A 16,010-nucleotide genomic window follows, 5' to 3' on the forward strand; every position below is an offset into this window, starting at 1 on the left:
AGCGCCATTTTTGTTATGCCGGGAAGCAAGGGAGTGAATACTAACAACTAATCAGGTGATTCGCGCCTGTGTCACCTCGTTTTAGGAGATTGACTAAAACGCGTCAGCCTCAAAGAAGTATGAAACGGGTACGCGCCGCTCTCAGCCTCTGTTGCTGAGGGGGAACAGGCGAAGCGTAAACCGCCCGGTATTCTGCTGTCAATCCTGACCGTTTCGCTTTAAAAACATCGCCTTGCGTGTTTTTATTCGCTGATTTTGCGCTATACCTGGAGTTCCGGACAGTCTTAAGGAGACCATAATGGCAAAATCATTAGATCAAACCGCTGAGCAACTGGGTAACATTTTACTCTCCTCCGGACTTCATCTGGCGACCGCCGAATCCTGTACCGCCGGGCTGATCAGCATGACGCTGGCCGCGGTAGAAAACAGCGGCGACTTCTATACCAGCGGCTTCGTGACCTACAGCGAAAATGCCAAAATCCGTCTGCTGGGGGTACATCCAGACACGCTGAAACAGCATACGGCGGTGAGCGAACAGACAGCGAGGGAGATGGTGCAGGGAGCCTGCGCCCGCTCGGGTGAACCGGTGGGATTATCGATCACCGGCTATGCCGGACCGGATGGCGGTGAAGATGGCACACCGGCAGGCACCATCTGGTTTGGCTGGGTATTGCCTGATGGCAGGGACGAGGCGGAATGCCACCAGTTCAGCGGCGATCCAAAATCGGTGATGGAGCAGGGCACGCAGTTCGCGCTGGAAGGGCTGATCAAATGGCTGCAGCGAGCCGATCGATAAAGGCGCGGTGTACGCGCCTTTAAAAGCGGTTAGCGGCAGTCGACAATCAGGCGACCCTGTACTTTGCCATCCAGCAGTGCCTGCGCACCTTCTCTGGCTTCACTCAGCGGAATAACCCGGCTCAGCTTATTGAGCCGTTCGCTATCCATCAGTTCACCGAGTCGTTGCCACGCCTGCTCACGAAGCGGCTTCGGACACATCACGCTATCGACCCCGGCCAGCGTAACGCCACGCAAAATAAAGGGTGCAACGCTGGCTGGCAGATCGAGTCCCTGTGCCATACCGCAGGCGGCAACTGCGCCGTCCCGCTGAGTCGCGGCCAGCACGTTTGCCAGAGTATGACTGCCGACGCTGTCTATCGCGGCGGCCCAGCGCTCTTTTGCCAGCGGTTTGCCGGGCTCGGAGATCTCTTCACGGTCAATGACCGATGCTGCGCCCAGCGTGTCGATCAGATACGCATGGTCGCTCGCACGTCCGCTCGACGCGATCACCTCATAGCCCAGACGCGCCAGCAGGCTGACGCTATAGCTGCCGACACCGCCACTGGCCCCGGTCACCAGCACCGGACCCCGGTCAGGTTTGATGCCCTGCTTTTCCAGCGCCATCACGCAGAGCATCGCGGTCAGTCCGGCTGTACCGATGGCCATGGTCTGTAACGGGCTCAGCGTGGCGGGCGGGCGCACCAGCCAGTCGCCGCTGACGCTGGCTTTCTGCGCCAGGCCGCCCCACTGTTTTTCGCCTACGCCCCAGCCTGTCAGCAGCGCCACATCATCCTCTTTCCAGTCGGGATGGCGGCTGGCCGTCACCCGTCCCACAAAGTCGATACCCGGCACCATCGGGAACTGGCGCACAATCGGGCCTTTGTTGCAGATAGCCAGGGCATCTTTGTAATTCAGGGATGAGTAGCTGACGTCGAGCGTGACATCGTGGTCGGGCAGTTGGGATTCGGGGAGATCTTTCAGCAGGGAACGGTAACCTTGTTCGTCATTTTCAATGACCAGTGCCTTGAACATGCAGCCTCCGGCAGAGTGGGAAAGAGAAGATAAGTTTACGCCTGGCAAAGGTAATGCGGTAGGGCAATGGCCGACTCTGCGGGTAAGGGCGGCGGCAGGCGCGTAAAAATGGGCAGCAAGCTATTTGCATAAATCTGCATATAATTCAGATAATTAGTCGTATTGTGAAGTTTTTATGATAAATAGACTATAAAAATCATATTGTTACATTTAATCGGGGTGACTGAATAATTGCCTGGCTCGGGTTGTCCATGCCTGAAAAAGATGACATTATGACCGCCACTTTTTGACCCTGCTTCTTTACCACAGAGGACGTCGCCATGTCCGGTTCACCGCGCACTCGCCCGGATTACCGTTCGCTTTTTCCGGCGCTCACCGGGCTTTCCTCATTTCCGCACTCTGCGTTATTCCTCATGCGGTGAGGCCAGCCAGGCCGCAGCTGTGGGGCTTTTCTCCACGGGCTGCGTAATGCTGAATAATTCGCCGGGGCGCTGTCCCCATGATTGTGCCTCAGGCACTTCCTCCCTGACGTTAGGGATTCTGTTATGACTCCACTGAAAATTGCTGCCAGCGCCGCTGTCGCGCCAAGTCTTACCCTGAACACCGCGCGCGACGTCGTGACGCTGGATAACACCGACTTTACTGATGTGGCGGCGGTCGTCGTCTCGCTGGCGGATACCCGCAGCGGTGTGCTGGCGCTGCTGCGTCATACCGGATTTAATCTGCCGGTGTTTGTCGCGAATGCGTTCGAAGAAGAGGTGATGCATCTGCCCGGCGTCAGCGGTGAACTGAACGGCGAGCCGCAGGAGTGGGTTGCGCTGGAGGCGGCTGCGCAGGCGTATGAAGCTGAACTGCTGCCACCTTTCTTCGAGACGCTGACCCGCTACGTCGATATGCAGAACAGCACTTTTGCCTGTCCCGGACATCAGGGCGGGGCGTTCTTTAAAAAGCATCCGGCGGGCAAACAGTTTTATGACTTCTATGGCGAGAATGTTTTCCGCTCTGATATGTGCAACGCCGACGTCAAACTGGGCGATCTGCTGATCCACGAAGGTTCAGCCAAAGATGCGCAGAAGTATGCGGCAAAGGTATTTAACGCCGACAAAACCTACTTTGTGCTTAACGGCACCTCAAGCGCCAATAAAGTGGTGACCAATGCGTTGCTGACCCGTGGCGATCTGGTGCTGTTTGACCGCAACAATCATAAGTCGAACCATCATGGTGCGCTGATTCAGGCGGGCGCAACGCCGGTTTATCTTGAAGCGGCACGTAACCCCTTCGGCTTTATTGGCGGTATTGACGCGCACTGCTTTGATGAGGCTTATCTGCGCGAGCAGATCGCGGCAGTGGATCCGCAGCGCGCGGAAGCGGCACGGCCTTTCCGTCTGGCGATCATCCAGCTGGGCACCTACGACGGCACGGTTTATAACGCGCGTCAGGTGGTGGATCGCATCGGCCATCTGTGTGATTACATCCTGTTTGATTCCGCCTGGCTCGGCTATGAGCAGTTTATTCCATTGATGGAAGGCTGTTCGCCGCTGACCCTGGATCTGAACGAGAACGATCCCGGTATTTTTGTCACGCAGTCCGTGCATAAGCAGCTGGCCGGTTTTTCGCAGACCTCGCAGATCCATAAAAAAGATAACCACATTCGCGGACAGCGGCGCTTCTGCCCGCATAAGCGACTGAATAACGCCTTTATGCTGCACGCCTCCACCAGTCCGTTTTATCCGCTGTTTGCCGCGCTGGATATCAACGCCAGAATGCATCAGGGCGAAGCGGGGCGTCGCATGTGGGATGAGTGCGTCACGCTGGGTATTGAGGCGCGTAAAGCGATCCTGGATCGCTGTGAAATGATCCTGCCGTTTGTGCCGGAGACGGTGGATGGTCAGCGCTGGCAGGATGCGCCCACAGAGACGATCGCCCGCGATCTGCGCTATTTCAGCTTTGAACCGCAGGCGAAATGGCACGGTTTCGCGGGTTACGCGCGCGACCAGTATCGGGTCGATCCCTGCAAACTGCTGCTGACCACGCCGGGCATTGATGCGGCCAGCGGGGAATACAGTGATTTCGGGATCCCGGCGACCATTCTGGCTAACTACCTGCGCGAAAACGGCATCGTGCCGGAGAAGTGCGATCTCAACTCGATCCTGTTCCTGCTGACGCCGGCTGAAAGTCCGGAGAAGATGGCGAATCTGGTGGCGATGCTGGCGCAGTTTGAGCAGCACGTTAAAGAGGATGCGCCGCTGGCCGAAGTGCTGCCGACGATTTACCGCAAAAACGCGCAACGCTATGCCGGGTATACCCTGCGTCGCCTCTGTCAGGAGATGCACGACCTTTACGTCAGTCACAATGTCAAAGATCTGCAGCGCCTGATGTTCCGCGCCGCGGAGTTCCCGCCGGTCAGCGTCAATCCGCAGGATGCGCATCAGGCTTATATTCGCGGCGAAGTGGAGCTGGTGCCTATCGCCGAGGCCGCAGGCCGTGTTGCTGCGGAAGGCGCGCTGCCTTATCCACCCGGCGTGCTGTGCGTCGTGCCCGGAGAAGTCTGGGGCGGCGCGGTGCAGCGTTATTTCCTGGCGCTGGAGGAGGGACTTAATCTGCTGCCGGGCTTCTCGCCGGAGCTGCAGGGCGTTTACACCGAAGAGGATGAACAGGGACAGAAGTATCTGGTGGCTAATATGATGGTGGGGCGCTGATCTGAGGGTGTTTTCGCCTGGCGGCAGGGTTCGCTTAGCAGCGGGCTGGCTATGAGATGGTTACGCCCGCCAGGCTATGGGCAGTTTCAGGTCGCCCGTGCAGGCGGACGCGTCAAGGGGCGGACGCCCGCCCCTTAACAATCCCGGCGTCCGGCCTGCTTCACCGCCGCTTCGCGGTTCCTTCGCCTCTTCCGGATTTCTCACGGACCGCCGGGACGCCCCATCCATGGCGCGAACCCGCCTCTTCGCGACATCCCTGTCGCTCGTCCTGAAATCCCTCATCCGCTCAGCGGTTCTGACGGCCTCCCCAACACCCTCGCGGTTATCTCTTATTTTTGTGTTGGGTGATTTATCGCTGTGAGTATCAGGAATTAGCTTTCTGAACCAGCAGGCAGCTCTTTATGACAGAAAACTTAAAGATTTTGCAGGCGGGGGGTTTGGGAGAGGCGTCCGAAGCGCTGAGGAACAACCGGAGGCAAGGATGAGCCGACAGGACGTCGGCGAAAGGACGGAACGAGCCAGGGATGGCGAGTCCGGACGGTCCGCGGGCCGCAGGGCGTGACGAAGGGACCCCGCAGAGCGGGGCGCGCAGGCAGCCGGACGCCGGGATTGTTAAGGGGCGGGCGTCCGCCCCTTAATACGTCCGCCTGCTCGGGCGAACTGAAACTCCCCAACGGCTGGCGGGCGGAACCCGCTCAGCGTCAGCCCGCTGCAAAGCGAACGAAACCTTCTCATAGCCCGTTCGCGCAGCGAACACTCCCCCAGCGTCAGCCCGCTGCAAAGCGAACGAAACCTTCTCATAGCCCGTTCGCGCAGCGAACACTCCCCAGCGTCAGCCCGCTGCAAAGCGAACGAAAACTTCTCATAGCCCAATTCGCGCAGCGAACAAACCCCAGCCCCGTTCGCGCAGCGCCCATTAAAACCCGCGATAACTCTTCTGCGCCGTACTCACCTTATACAGATAACGACGCGACTCCGCCGACGGATGCTGGTTCGCAAGGGTCGAATAAACCTTGCTGGGTGACATGCCGTTGATCATTGAGAACGCGCGATCTTTATCGCTGGAGAAGACGCGCAACACGCTGCCTGCACCACCGTTATAGGCGGTGATTACCGCATAGCGGCGTGATACCGGATCCTGAATGCCGCCCAGATAGCTGCGCTGCAACAGCGACAGATACGCCGTACCGGCATCGATATTGTTCTCCGGATCCAGCAGATAGCTGCGGCTCGGCTTGCCCCATTTACCCTTCATGCGGAACACGTCAACACCGGCGGTATGCTGCACCACCTGCATCAGACCCAGCGCATCAGAATGGCTCACGGCGTAGGGGTTGAAGCTCGACTCGGTCTGCATAATCGCCAGAATCAGCGAGGCATCGACACCATACTGCTCGGCGGCTTTACGCACCATCGGCAGGTATTTGTGCGCACGCTTATCCAGGTGGTTCGGCACCATCGGAATCGAAATGCTGTAAATCACATGCAGACCCGAGGTGCGGCGCATCAATTTATTCTGAATCAGATAGTCAGCAAAGGCTTCTGCACGGCCCTGCCAGCGGATTGGCTGACCGGTGTTATCCAGCACCTGCCCATACAGCAGCGGCTCTTTACTGATTTCAATATCGTTGGCGTCAGAATAGAGATCGACATTACCCGGATCTTCGCCAATCAACAGCGTGGTCACGATCGCCTGACGCAGACTGGCCATGGGATCGGTGCCAGAAATCGTCTCGATGGTCAGCTTACCGCTTTCAAAGTTGATGTGGCTGCGGGTGTAATAGTTGTCGCTATATTTGACGTAATCTTTCGGCCCGGCGATCAGGACCTCGTTGATACCCCAGATATTCTCAATATTGTGAGCAAACTGGCCCATCAGAATATCAAAGCCATTGGTGTCTTTAACCCACTCCTCGTGGGACTGCTGATTCTTTGATCCGGAGCAGGAAACCAAAAGTGGTGCTATCACCAGCAGGGCGATTAATTTTTTATTCATTGGGAGTGCAAGCCTGACCTGGATAACCGGCCTCAGCGATGAGGCCCGGAATGTTTACGCTTCTGGCGGTGTATAGCCTTCGATATGAACGTCTTTGCCTTCGAACAGGAAATTGATCATCTCCTTCTCCAGCACTTTACGATCTTCGGGATTCATCATGTTGAGCTTCTTCTCGTTGATCAACATGGTCTGTTTCGCCATCCACTTCTGCCAGGCTTCTTTAGAAATGTCGTTGTAGATGCGCTTACCCAGATCGCCCGGATAGAGCTGAAAGTCCTGCCCTTCGGCGTCGCGCTGTAAAAAAGTACAAAAAATGGTGCGGCTCATTATTCTTCCTCATTAATCTCACAACTGCTTAAAGCCAGTTGTCGGGGATGGCGCAGCTCGTGTAACAGGCGCTCAACGGGTGCGGCTAATCCCACAGATGGTGGCAGCGCTAAGTTATACCAGAGACCGCCTGCTTCATCCATCGCCGCCCCGGCAGAAGGCCATGCCAGCCACATAGGTACGATATCGAGATGGAAATGGCTGAAAGTGTGACGAAACGCGGTGAGCTGCTGCGGTTTCGCATGAATACCGCGCGCCGCCAGCCAGTCGGTCAGCGCCGCTTCGGTGGTGAACTGCGGGAAGCAGAACAGACCGCCCCACAGGCCCACAGGCGGCCGCTGCTCCAGCCAGACATCATCGCCATCCTGCATCATCAGGAACCAGCCGCTGCGCTCTGGCAGCACCTGCTTAGGCTTCTTGCCGGGATAACTCGCCCAGCTGCTGGTGGCATAGGCCTCACATCCGCTGTTCAGCGGACAGATTTCGCACTTCGGCTTCGATCGGGTACAGACGATAGCACCCAGATCCATCATCGCCTGATTAAACTGGCTGACGCCCTCGGCAGGCGTGACCTCCTCGCTGATCTGCCAGAGCCGCTTTTCGACCTCTTTTTTACCCGGCCAGCCGCTGACGGCATAGCAGCGGGCCAGCACGCGCTTGACGTTGCCATCCAGAATCGGGAAATGCTGACCCAGCGACAGTGAGAGGACCGCGCCAGCCGTAGAGCGGCCGACGCCGGGCAGGGCAGAGACATCATCGAAATTACGCGGGAACTCGCCCTGATGCACATCGACAATCTGCTTTGCGGCTTTATGCAGGTTACGCGCACGGGCGTAGTAGCCAAGGCCGGTCCAGAGATGCAACACTTCATCCAGCGGAGCCGCAGCCAGATCGGTGACCGTGGGGAAGCGCGCCATAAAGCGTTCAAAATAGGGAATAACCGTGGCAACCTGGGTTTGCTGTAGCATTACTTCGGAGAGCCACACCTTATAAGGTGTTTTCTCCAGCTGCCACGGCAGGGTTTTGCGACCAAAGCGCTGATACCAGTCCAGCACCTGTTGCGCGAACTGCGGCGCTTGCATCATAAGAAGGAAATTTTCCGTGTTTACTCTACACTCAGGCAGGAATTCCAGCACATGCGCACCTGGGTGTAAACCGGAAGATTGCAAAGGCTTGCTTCTGCTTATGAACTTTGCATAATGCCCGTTTCCCGGAACAGGCTAACCAGCAGGCTTTTACATGATTAATGACGTCATCACCCCAGAATTTGATGAGAACGGGCGGCCATTGCGCCGGATCCGCAGCTTTGTGCGCCGCCAGGGTCGCTTAACGAAAGGCCAGCAGCAGGCGCTGGATACCCTGTGGCCGGTCATGGGGGTGGAATATCAGCCGGAGCCTGTCGATCTGCCCGAGCTGTTTGGCCGCGAAGCCCCGGTGACGCTGGAGATTGGCTTTGGTATGGGCGCGTCCCTGGTGACCATGGCGCAGAACACGCCGCATCAGAACTTCCTGGGTATTGAAGTGCACGCGCCTGGCGTGGGTGCCTGTCTCGCCGCCGCTAAAGAAGCCGATCTGCAGAACCTGCGCGTGATGTGTCACGATGCGGTGGAAGTGCTGGAGAAGATGATTCCGGACAACTCACTGCGCATGGTTCAGCTCTTCTTCCCCGATCCGTGGCACAAAGCGCGTCACAACAAACGCCGTATCGTTCAGGTTCCCTTCGCCGAGCTGGTGATGCGTAAACTGAAACTGGGCGGCGTTTTCCACATGGCGACCGACTGGGAAGCCTACGCGGAGCATATGCTTGAAGTGATGAACAGCATCGATGGCTACCGCAATCAGTCAGAACAACAGAATTACGTGCCGCGTCCTGAGACGCGTCCACTGACCAAGTTTGAGCAGCGCGGGCAGCGTTTAGGCCATGGCGTATGGGATTTAATGTTTGAGAGGGTGAAATAATGGCCACACAACGCAGCCGCCGTTTACGTAAAAAACTGCACATCGACGAGTTTCAGGAACTGGGCTTCTCCGTTGCCTGGCGCTTCCCGGAAGGCACCAGCGAAAGCGAAATTGATGAGACCCTGAACCAGTTCATCAATGAAGCGATCGATCCTAACGGTCTGGCCTTTGATGGCAGCGGTTACCTGGTGTGGGAAGGTCTGGTTTGCCTGCAGAAAACCGGCAAATGCACCGATGAGCATCGTGCGCTGGTCCGCAAATGGCTGGAAGACCGCAAGCTGCAGGACGTGCAGATGACTGAACTCTTTGACGTCTGGTGGGACTAAGTCGTCACACCGTGTCGGGCTGAGGCCCGATCAGAGGGTTTCAGACCCGATCTTAGGGAGTAGATATGATGCGTAAAGCGCTTCTTGCTGTGCTGCTGGTGGCAGCAACTCAGGCTCAGGCAGCCTATGAATGCAGCGTTAAGCCGCAGGACGATGTGGTCATCAGGCCACAGAGTGTGCAGGTGGTCGGTGCTAACGGCAATATGGAAATCTCGCCACAGGGCGACGTGCAGTTCAATGGACAGAAGGTCACGCTGGATAGGGCTGAACGCCAGAAAGCGATCGACTATCAGAACGCGCTGCGTCGCGATCTGCCGTGGATCGACAGCGGGGCGACGTCACGTCTGGAGAAAGGGCGCGCAGCACTGGACCGGGTCATCGTTGAGAAACTGGGCACCGACAGCAACGTGCGTAATCGCCTGACCACGCTGAATGGCCAGCTGAAACAGCAGATGAACCGCATCATTGAACACCGTGAAGATGGGCTGACGTTCCACCATCAGGCGATTGATCAGGTGCGCGCCGAAGGCGAAAGACTGGTTCAGTCAACGCTGGGCGGCGTGATGCAGGATAGCCTGAATGAAATGGGCAGTAAGCAGGGCAGCGGTGGCAGTAATCCGCTGCAGGCGATTATGGGCAATCTGGGCGGTCTGCAACAGTCGATTCAGGATGAGTGGAGCAAGCAAGAGCAGGATTTCCAGAACTTCGGTCACGAGGTGTGTAATCGCGTTATTTCGCTGGAAGATCAGCGTAAACAGCTTACCGGCGCACTGAAAAAATAACGTTGCGCCTCAGCCTGCCGGGCTGAGGCGTTTTTTTCACCCTTCCACGCTTACTCTTCCGCTAAGAACAGCTCCAGCAGCGAATTCAGGAATAACTTCCCTTTCTCCGTAATCTGCCACTGCTCAGCGGTTTCAGTCACGTAACCGGCGGCAATCGCGGCATCCATCTGCGGACGGATCACCTCTTCTGACAAACCGGTGTAGCGGCTGAACTCGTCGCGCGGCGCGGCTTCCAGCAGGCGAAAGCGGTTCATGAAATATTCAAACGGCTTGTCGCTATCGGCAACCTCATACTGCTTTTCGCGGTAGTTACCCTGCATGAATCCACGCGGATGACGGGTTTTCACCGTGCGAACAATGCGGCCATCCGGCTGGGTCAGCTTGCCGTGCGCACCACAACCAATCCCCAGATAGTCGCCAAAGCGCCAGTAGTTGAGGTTATGTTCACAGCGATATCCCGGCTTCGCATAGGCCGAGGTCTCATACTGCTGATAACCGGCCGCCTGCAGCAGCTGATCGCCCTGTTCGAAAATATCCCACAGCGCATCATCATCCGGCAGCACCGGCGGGCGGGAGCCAAACAACGTATTGGGTTCGATGGTGAGCTGATACCAGGAGAGGTGCGGCGGATTGAGCGCAATCGCCTGACGTAAATCGTCGAGCGCCTCTTCCAGCGACTGGTCCGGCAGGCCATGCATCAGGTCGAGGTTAAAGCTGCGCAGTGACAGCGACTCCGCCAGTTCCGCGGCGCGAACGGCCTCTTCCGGGCCATGAATACGGCCAAGACGCTGCAGCTTTTGCGGGCTGAAACTCTGAACGCCAATCGAAATACGGTTGATACCGGCGCGCTGATAAGCGCTGAACCGGTCCGCTTCCACGGTGCCAGGATTCGCTTCCATGGTCACTTCCGCATCCGGGGAGAGCGTCAGACGCTCCCGCACGCCATCCATCAGCATCTGCATCGCGCTGCTGCTCAGCAGGCTGGGCGTGCCGCCACCAATGAATATAGTGCGCACTTCCCGGTCACCGATCAGCGGTAAGTCGATTTCCAGATCGCGCAGCAGGTGTTGCACGTATTCAACGTGCGGCACCTCATCTTTCAGCGCGTGGGAGTTAAAATCACAGTAGGGACACTTCTGTACGCACCACGGAATGTGGATGTAGAGACTTAACGGCGGCAGATTAGGCATTACGCATCGCTTCCAGCAACAGCGTCAATGCTTTACCCCGGTGAGAAACTGCACCTTTTTCCGCTTTGCTCATCCCGGCCGCGGTTTTACCCAGCGCCGGGACATAGAAAATCGGGTCGTAACCAAAGCCACCGGTGCCAGAGGCTGAACGAGTGATCTCACCCTGCCAGCTGCCGTGGAACACCAGCGGGGTCGGGTCTTCCGCATGACGCAGATAGACCAGCACGCAGTGGAACTGCGCCTGGCGCTGACCGTCAGGCACGTTTTCCAGCGCCTGCAGCAGCTTCTCCAGGTTCTGCTGATCGCTGGCCTCTTCACCGGCGTAGCGCGCCGAGTAGATGCCAGGCGCGCCGCCCAGCGCATCCACGGCCAGACCGGAGTCATCGGCAATGGCCGGTAATCCGGTAATCTGGGCCGCGTGACGCGCCTTGAGAATCGCGTTCTCAATAAAGGTCAGGCCGGTCTCTTCCGCCGATTCAACCCCAAGGTCAGTCTGTGCGACGATATCCAGACCAAAGGCGGAGAGTAACTCCGCCAGCTCACGCACTTTGCCGGGATTGCCGGTTGCGAGGACAACTTTTTGCATAACAGTTCCAGTTTGATTCATTTACAGCAGATACCAGAGACCCGGGAACAGGTCCATGCCGAGAAAGTTCAGGGCATACAGCACCAGGATGACGATCATCGCTGAGAAATCGATGCCGCCCATCGCAGGCAGAATACGGCGAATAGGCGCCATCATCGGCTCGGTCAACTGCACCAGCAGATAATCGACCGGACCACGGCCCTGGCTGATCCAGCTCATCAGAGAGCGAACGATGATGACCCAGAAGACCAGATAGCCGGCGGATTTCACCAGCGACAGCAGGCCGACCAGCAGATTCGTCGGATCGACCGAGAACACGCCCACCTGAATCAGCAGTAAAATCGGGTATTTCAGCGTGGTCAGCACAAAGGCCAGCAGCAGCGAGGCGGTATCAATCGGCCCCAGAGCCGGCAGTATGCGGCGTAACGGTTTAACAATGGGCTGGGTAACCTTAACGACAAACTGTGCCACTGGATTGTAAAAATCGCAGCGTGACCACTGCATCCAGATGCGTAACAGCAGCACCATGACGTAGAGATCGATCAGCGTTTTTACTAAAAACGTCAGTGTTAACATGAAGTTCCTCTATTATTGTTGTGAGTTGTGCGCATAATCTCGTGCGCCAAAAATGGCGGTGCCGATACGCACCATCGTACTGCCTGCGGCGATTGCCGCCTCCATGTCATCGCTCATTCCCAGCGAAAGCGTATCAATACCCGCAAACTGCTGTTGCAGCTGCCAGAAGGCCTCCGCCATCTGCTGACACACCGCCAGCTGCCGCTGGTAATCACTCTCCGCTGCCGGAATCGCCATCAATCCGCGCAGCCGCAGTTGCGGCAAGGCAGCGATCTGCTCCGCCAGCCCGGAAACGGCCTCCAGCATGATGCCAGATTTGCTGTTCTCGTCACTGATATTTACCTGAATTAACACATTCAGCGGTGGCAGCGACGCGGGCCGCTGATCGTTGAGCCGCTGCGCAATACGCTGGCGGTCGATGGTGTGACACCAGGCGAAATTCTCTGCCACCAGACGGCTTTTGTTGGACTGCAACGGACCGATGAAGTGCCACTCCAGCTCAGGATGTGCGGCCAGTGCCTGAACCTTTTCAACCCCTTCCTGAACGTAATTTTCACCAAAGGCAATCTGGCCAGCGGCAAAGGCTTCTTCGACCGCGCTCGCAGGTTTGGTTTTACTGACTGCAAGCAGGGTAATTTCTTCTGGTGCGCGGCCGCAACGCGCGGCAGCGGCGGCGATTCGCTGCCGCACTTGCTGTAGGTTCTGCTGGATTGAGGTCATAGTCAGGAGAAATTATGAATCTGGATGAAATGGTGGGGCTTAGTGTAAAGCATAATGCCGCCGATCTGCACCTTTGCAGCGGACATTTGCCCTACTGGCGGCGGCAGGGAAGGCTGGAGGCAATTCCGCAGCAGGCCAGGCTCTCTGCAGCGTGGATGGAAGAGTTTATGGCCTGCTGGCTCAGTGACCCGCAGCGTCAGGCGCTGGCGCGCGAAGGGCAGCTCGATTTCGCCCTGAGCCTGGCCTGCGGCCAGCGTCTGCGTGCGAATCTGTTTATGCAGCGTAATGGCCTGTCTCTGGCGCTGCGCATTATCGCCACAGCGTGCCCGACGCTGGAGAGCCTGCAACTGCCCGCCATCGTTCCGGCGCTGCTGGAGCAGCAGGATGGGCTGATTCTGGTGACGGGTGCGACTGGCAGTGGAAAATCGACCACGCTGGCGGCGCTGGTCGATGCGCTGAACCGCCAGCAGGCGCGCCATATCATCACACTGGAAGACCCGATTGAATTTATTCATCACAGCCAGCAGTCGCTGATTCAGCAGCGTGAAATCGGCCTGCACTGCGGTTCGTTCTCGCTGGGGATAAAGGGGGCACTGCGTGAAGATCCGGATGTGATTCTGCTGGGCGAACTGCGCGACAGCGACACCATTCGTCAGGCGCTGACGGCGGCAGAGACCGGCCATCTGGTGCTGGCGACGCTGCATACGCGTGGCGCGGCGCAGGCGGTGGATCGGCTGGTGGATGTCTTTCCGGCGGAAGAGAAACAGCTGGTGCGCACGCAGCTGGCGGGCAGCCTGAAAGCGGTGATTGCGCAGCGGCTGGTGCCCTCTGTGGCCGGATCGCGCATCGGACTGTTTGAGGTACTGATCGCCACCCCCGGTATCACGAATCTGATCAGAGAAGGCAAGATGCACCAGATTCCTGCGCTGCTGCAGACCGGCGCGCAGGCCGGTATGCAGACGTTTGAGCAGAGCCGGCTGGCACGACAGGCAGCCGGTCTGATCGAATAAGCAGATCAGTAGTGGTTTTCGAACCAGTCCTGCAAAATAATGGCGGCAGACTGTGAATCGACCGACCCTTTGTTGAGCGCGCGATAGCCGCCGCGCTCAAACAGGCCAGCACGCGCTTCTACCGTGCTGAGCCGTTCATCCTGCAGCTCCACGCGGATGCCAAAGCGACCGTGCAGACGGTTGGCAAATTTACGCGCGCGGTCAGTCAGCGGTTGCTCGGTGCCATCCATATTCAGCGGTAAACCGACGACGACGAAATCGGGCTGCCACTCTTTCAGCAGCTTTTCAATCACCTGCCAGTCCGGTATGCCATCCTGCGCTTTGATCGCGCTCAGCGGACGGGCACTGCCCGTGAGTTCCTGCCCTACGGCGACACCAATACTTTTGGTGCCGAAATCGAAACCTAACAGAGTCTGAGTTGACATCAGGCGTGTCCCGCGTCGCTGGCCATATTGTGAATATCGACGCCAATACTGCGCGCCGCTTCGCGCCAGCGCTCTGAAATCGGCGTCTGGAACAGGATGTTGCTGTTAGCTGGCGTCGTCAGCCAGGCATTTTCCATCAGCTCGTTTTCCAGCTGATCTTTTTCCCAGGCACAGTAACCCAGCGCGACCAGAACATTGGTGGGCTGAGACGCGGTGCCGATCGACTCCAGCACGTCACGCGACGTGGTGATAATCGTGTTATCGGAGACACGAATGCTGGAGGTAAAGGTGCGTTGTGCTGAGTGCAGGATAAAGCCACGATCTTCTGCCAGCGGGCCGCCGGTAAACACCGGTTTATCCAGCTTGATCGCCGGATCGCGATCGTCAGCAGAGATTTTCAGCTTCTTCAGAATGCCTTCAACCGTCAGGTTTTCCATGGGTTTATTGATGATCAGTCCCATTGCACCCTCTTCGTTATGTTCGCAGAGATAGACCACAGAACGTTTGAAGAAAGGATCCTGCAATGAAGGCATGGCAATCAAAAAGTGATGTTGTAAATTCATTCTCACACGATGTACCAAAAAAATAACCGGCACGCGACGACCGCACCGGTATTGGGTTGATCACGGAGCCACGCCCCGGCGTCATGCTCAGCCCAGGCGCTTCTCAATGGCATCCATCAACATGCCGGTGATGGAAATCGGGAACGCAGCCTCAATTTCACGAATACAGGTTGGGCTGGTCACGTTAACTTCAGTCAGTTTATCACCGATGATGTCCAGACCGACAAAAATCAGCCCTTTTGCTTTCAGCGTCGGGCCAACACGGCGTGCAATTTCCCAGTCGCTTTCGCTCAGCGGACGCGCTTCACCACGCCCACCGGCGGCCAGATTGCCACGCGTTTCACCGCCCTGCGGGATACGCGCCAGGCAGTAAGGTACCGGCTCGCCATCCACGACCAGCACGCGTTTGTCACCCTCGGTGATGGCCGCAATGTAGTTCTGCGCCATGCAGAAACGGCTCTCATGCTCGGTCAGGGTTTCGGTAATCACGCCAAAGTTAGGATCGTCTTTCTTCACGCGGAAAATCGACGCGCCACCCATGCCATCCAGCGGCTTCATGATGATGTCACCATGCTCCTGCCAGAAGTCACGCAGCTGCGCTTTGCTGCGGGTTACCAGGGTGTCAGGCGTGAACTCGGCAAACCAGGCGGTGTAGAGCTTTTCGTTACAGTCACGCAGGCTCTGCGGTTTGTTCACGATCAGCGTACCCAGCTCTTCAGCGCGTTCCAGAATGTAGGTCGCATAGATGAACTCGGTATCGAATGGGGGATCTTTACGCATCAGCACCACGTTCAGGTCAGCCAGCGGAATCACCTGCTCGCTGCCAAACTGATACCAGTTCTCAGGGTTCTGCTCGACGGTCAGCAGACGGGTGCGGGCAGAGGCCACGCCACCGCGCATGGAGAGATCGTGCATCTCCATGTAGTGAATTTCGTAACCACGGCGCTGTGCTTCCAGCAACATAGCGAAGCTGGAGTCTTTTTTAATATTGATGGACGAAATAGGGTCCATCACGATGCCAAGTTTAATCATTATTATCTCC

At 57.3% G+C, this 16,010-nt stretch carries 17 protein-coding genes; 6 read left to right on the top strand and 11 right to left on the bottom strand.

Annotated features, from left to right (window positions below):
• The first annotated feature begins 298 nt into the window (after positions 1-298).
• Entirely contained in the window at positions 299-796 is a 498-nt protein-coding gene (locus PU624_RS07330) for a CinA family protein (RefSeq protein WP_283547118.1), read from the top strand.
• Positions 797-825: 29 nt separating this feature from the next.
• On the opposite strand, the gene acuI is transcribed toward PU624_RS07330, so the two are convergent.
• Positions 826-1,809 carry an acrylyl-CoA reductase (NADPH) gene (gene acuI, locus PU624_RS07335; protein ID WP_283547119.1) on the bottom strand — a complete coding sequence of 328 codons (984 nt, stop codon included), beginning with the start codon at positions 1,807-1,809 and terminating at the stop codon, positions 826-828.
• A gap of 545 nt (positions 1,810-2,354) precedes the next feature.
• On the opposite strand from acuI, the gene PU624_RS07340 reads away from it, so the two are divergent.
• A complete protein-coding gene (locus PU624_RS07340) occupies positions 2,355-4,508 on the top strand; it encodes an ornithine decarboxylase (RefSeq protein ID WP_283547120.1) in 2,154 nt (717 codons plus the stop codon).
• Between the two features lie 916 nt (positions 4,509-5,424).
• Here PU624_RS07340 and mltC read toward each other — a convergent pair.
• The 3 genes from mltC to mutY are packed head-to-tail and all read right to left on the bottom strand — an operon-like array spanning position 5,425 to position 7,916.
• Positions 5,425-6,504, bottom strand: a complete 1,080-nt coding sequence (gene mltC / locus PU624_RS07345) for a membrane-bound lytic murein transglycosylase MltC (RefSeq protein ID WP_013358985.1) — start codon at positions 6,502-6,504, stop codon at positions 5,425-5,427.
• Between the two features lie 54 nt (positions 6,505-6,558).
• Positions 6,559-6,831: an oxidative damage protection protein gene (locus PU624_RS07350; RefSeq protein WP_003853409.1), complete on the bottom strand. Its 273-nt coding sequence runs from the start codon at positions 6,829-6,831 to the stop codon at positions 6,559-6,561.
• Positions 6,831-7,916, bottom strand: coding sequence for an A/G-specific adenine glycosylase (gene mutY, locus PU624_RS07355; RefSeq protein ID WP_283547121.1), 1,086 nt, complete (start codon positions 7,914-7,916; stop codon positions 6,831-6,833). Before mutY ends, PU624_RS07350 begins: the two co-directional genes overlap by 1 nt.
• A gap of 154 nt (positions 7,917-8,070) precedes the next feature.
• Here mutY and trmB point away from each other — a divergent pair, with 154 nt between their 5' ends.
• The 3 genes from trmB to PU624_RS07370 all read left to right on the top strand — a co-directional run bounded on the left by trmB (position 8,071) and on the right by PU624_RS07370 (position 9,898).
• Positions 8,071-8,790 (top strand): tRNA (guanosine(46)-N7)-methyltransferase TrmB, encoded by a 720-nt coding sequence (gene trmB / locus PU624_RS07360; protein ID WP_283547122.1) that lies wholly within the window; start codon positions 8,071-8,073, stop codon positions 8,788-8,790.
• Positions 8,790-9,116, top strand: a complete 327-nt coding sequence (locus PU624_RS07365; RefSeq protein ID WP_003853403.1) for a YggL family protein — start codon at positions 8,790-8,792, stop codon at positions 9,114-9,116. Before trmB ends, PU624_RS07365 begins: the two co-directional genes overlap by 1 nt.
• 65 nt (positions 9,117-9,181) lie before the next feature.
• Complete coding sequence (locus tag PU624_RS07370) at positions 9,182-9,898, top strand: YggN family protein (protein ID WP_283547123.1); 717 nt, start codon at positions 9,182-9,184, stop codon at positions 9,896-9,898.
• A gap of 50 nt (positions 9,899-9,948) precedes the next feature.
• On the opposite strand, the gene hemW is transcribed toward PU624_RS07370, so the two are convergent.
• Genes hemW through PU624_RS07390 form a run of 4 tightly spaced genes read right to left on the bottom strand, consistent with a single transcriptional unit; the run spans position 9,949 to position 12,970 of the window.
• The gene (gene hemW / locus PU624_RS07375; protein WP_283547124.1) at positions 9,949-11,088 is read right to left on the bottom strand and encodes a radical SAM family heme chaperone HemW; all 1,140 of its coding nucleotides are present in this window, start codon (positions 11,086-11,088) and stop codon (positions 9,949-9,951) included.
• Positions 11,081-11,674: an XTP/dITP diphosphatase gene (locus tag PU624_RS07380; protein WP_283547125.1), complete on the bottom strand. Its 594-nt coding sequence runs from the start codon at positions 11,672-11,674 to the stop codon at positions 11,081-11,083. The genes hemW and PU624_RS07380 overlap by 8 nt, the downstream gene beginning before the upstream one ends.
• Positions 11,675-11,695: 21 nt before the next feature.
• The gene (locus PU624_RS07385) at positions 11,696-12,250 is read right to left on the bottom strand and encodes a YggT family protein (protein WP_013358979.1); all 555 of its coding nucleotides are present in this window, start codon (positions 12,248-12,250) and stop codon (positions 11,696-11,698) included.
• Between the two features lie 12 nt (positions 12,251-12,262).
• Positions 12,263-12,970, bottom strand: a complete 708-nt coding sequence (locus tag PU624_RS07390; protein ID WP_283547126.1) for a YggS family pyridoxal phosphate-dependent enzyme — start codon at positions 12,968-12,970, stop codon at positions 12,263-12,265.
• Between the two features lie 14 nt (positions 12,971-12,984).
• Here PU624_RS07390 and PU624_RS07395 point away from each other — a divergent pair, with 14 nt between their 5' ends.
• Positions 12,985-13,980: a type IV pilus twitching motility protein PilT gene (locus PU624_RS07395; protein ID WP_283547127.1), complete on the top strand. Its 996-nt coding sequence runs from the start codon at positions 12,985-12,987 to the stop codon at positions 13,978-13,980.
• 5 nt (positions 13,981-13,985) lie between these two features.
• Here the strand turns inward: PU624_RS07395 and ruvX are convergent, their stop codons facing one another.
• From ruvX to gshB, 3 genes are all read right to left on the bottom strand, one after another.
• The gene (ruvX, locus tag PU624_RS07400; RefSeq protein WP_090965892.1) at positions 13,986-14,405 is read right to left on the bottom strand and encodes a Holliday junction resolvase RuvX; all 420 of its coding nucleotides are present in this window, start codon (positions 14,403-14,405) and stop codon (positions 13,986-13,988) included.
• Entirely contained in the window at positions 14,405-14,968 is a 564-nt protein-coding gene (locus PU624_RS07405) for a YqgE/AlgH family protein (RefSeq protein WP_010248870.1), read from the bottom strand. The genes ruvX and PU624_RS07405 overlap by 1 nt, the downstream gene beginning before the upstream one ends.
• A gap of 87 nt (positions 14,969-15,055) precedes the next feature.
• Entirely contained in the window at positions 15,056-16,000 is a 945-nt protein-coding gene (gene gshB, locus PU624_RS07410) for a glutathione synthase (protein ID WP_283547128.1), read from the bottom strand.
• Positions 16,001-16,010: the final 10 nt, after the last annotated feature.

It is taken from the genome of Pantoea sp. Lij88 (assembly GCF_030062155.1).
Lineage (GTDB): Bacteria > Pseudomonadota > Gammaproteobacteria > Enterobacterales > Enterobacteriaceae > Pantoea.

Bases quoted from the DNA above. Each gene is read 5' to 3' on its own strand.
- PU624_RS07350 (WP_003853409.1), bottom strand. From the start codon at position 6,831: ATGAGCCGCACCATTTTTTGTACTTTTTTACAGCGCGACGCCGAAGGG.
- PU624_RS07340 (WP_283547120.1), top strand. From the start codon at position 2,355: ATGACTCCACTGAAAATTGCTGCCAGCGCCGCTGTCGCGCCAAGTCTT.
- mltC (WP_013358985.1), bottom strand. From the start codon at position 6,504: ATGAATAAAAAATTAATCGCCCTGCTGGTGATAGCACCACTTTTGGTT.
- mutY (WP_283547121.1), bottom strand. From the start codon at position 7,916: ATGATGCAAGCGCCGCAGTTCGCGCAACAGGTGCTGGACTGGTATCAG.
- hemW (WP_283547124.1), bottom strand. From the start codon at position 11,088: ATGCCTAATCTGCCGCCGTTAAGTCTCTACATCCACATTCCGTGGTGC.
- acuI (WP_283547119.1), bottom strand. From the start codon at position 1,809: ATGTTCAAGGCACTGGTCATTGAAAATGACGAACAAGGTTACCGTTCC.
- PU624_RS07380 (WP_283547125.1), bottom strand. From the start codon at position 11,674: ATGCAAAAAGTTGTCCTCGCAACCGGCAATCCCGGCAAAGTGCGTGAG.
- PU624_RS07405 (WP_010248870.1), bottom strand. From the start codon at position 14,968: ATGAATTTACAACATCACTTTTTGATTGCCATGCCTTCATTGCAGGAT.
- PU624_RS07390 (WP_283547126.1), bottom strand. From the start codon at position 12,970: ATGACCTCAATCCAGCAGAACCTACAGCAAGTGCGGCAGCGAATCGCC.
- PU624_RS07385 (WP_013358979.1), bottom strand. From the start codon at position 12,250: ATGTTAACACTGACGTTTTTAGTAAAAACGCTGATCGATCTCTACGTC.
- gshB (WP_283547128.1), bottom strand. From the start codon at position 16,000: ATGATTAAACTTGGCATCGTGATGGACCCTATTTCGTCCATCAATATT.
- PU624_RS07330 (WP_283547118.1), top strand. From the start codon at position 299: ATGGCAAAATCATTAGATCAAACCGCTGAGCAACTGGGTAACATTTTA.
- PU624_RS07370 (WP_283547123.1), top strand. From the start codon at position 9,182: ATGATGCGTAAAGCGCTTCTTGCTGTGCTGCTGGTGGCAGCAACTCAG.
- PU624_RS07395 (WP_283547127.1), top strand. From the start codon at position 12,985: ATGAATCTGGATGAAATGGTGGGGCTTAGTGTAAAGCATAATGCCGCC.
- PU624_RS07365 (WP_003853403.1), top strand. From the start codon at position 8,790: ATGGCCACACAACGCAGCCGCCGTTTACGTAAAAAACTGCACATCGAC.
- trmB (WP_283547122.1), top strand. From the start codon at position 8,071: ATGATTAATGACGTCATCACCCCAGAATTTGATGAGAACGGGCGGCCA.
- ruvX (WP_090965892.1), bottom strand. From the start codon at position 14,405: ATGTCAACTCAGACTCTGTTAGGTTTCGATTTCGGCACCAAAAGTATT.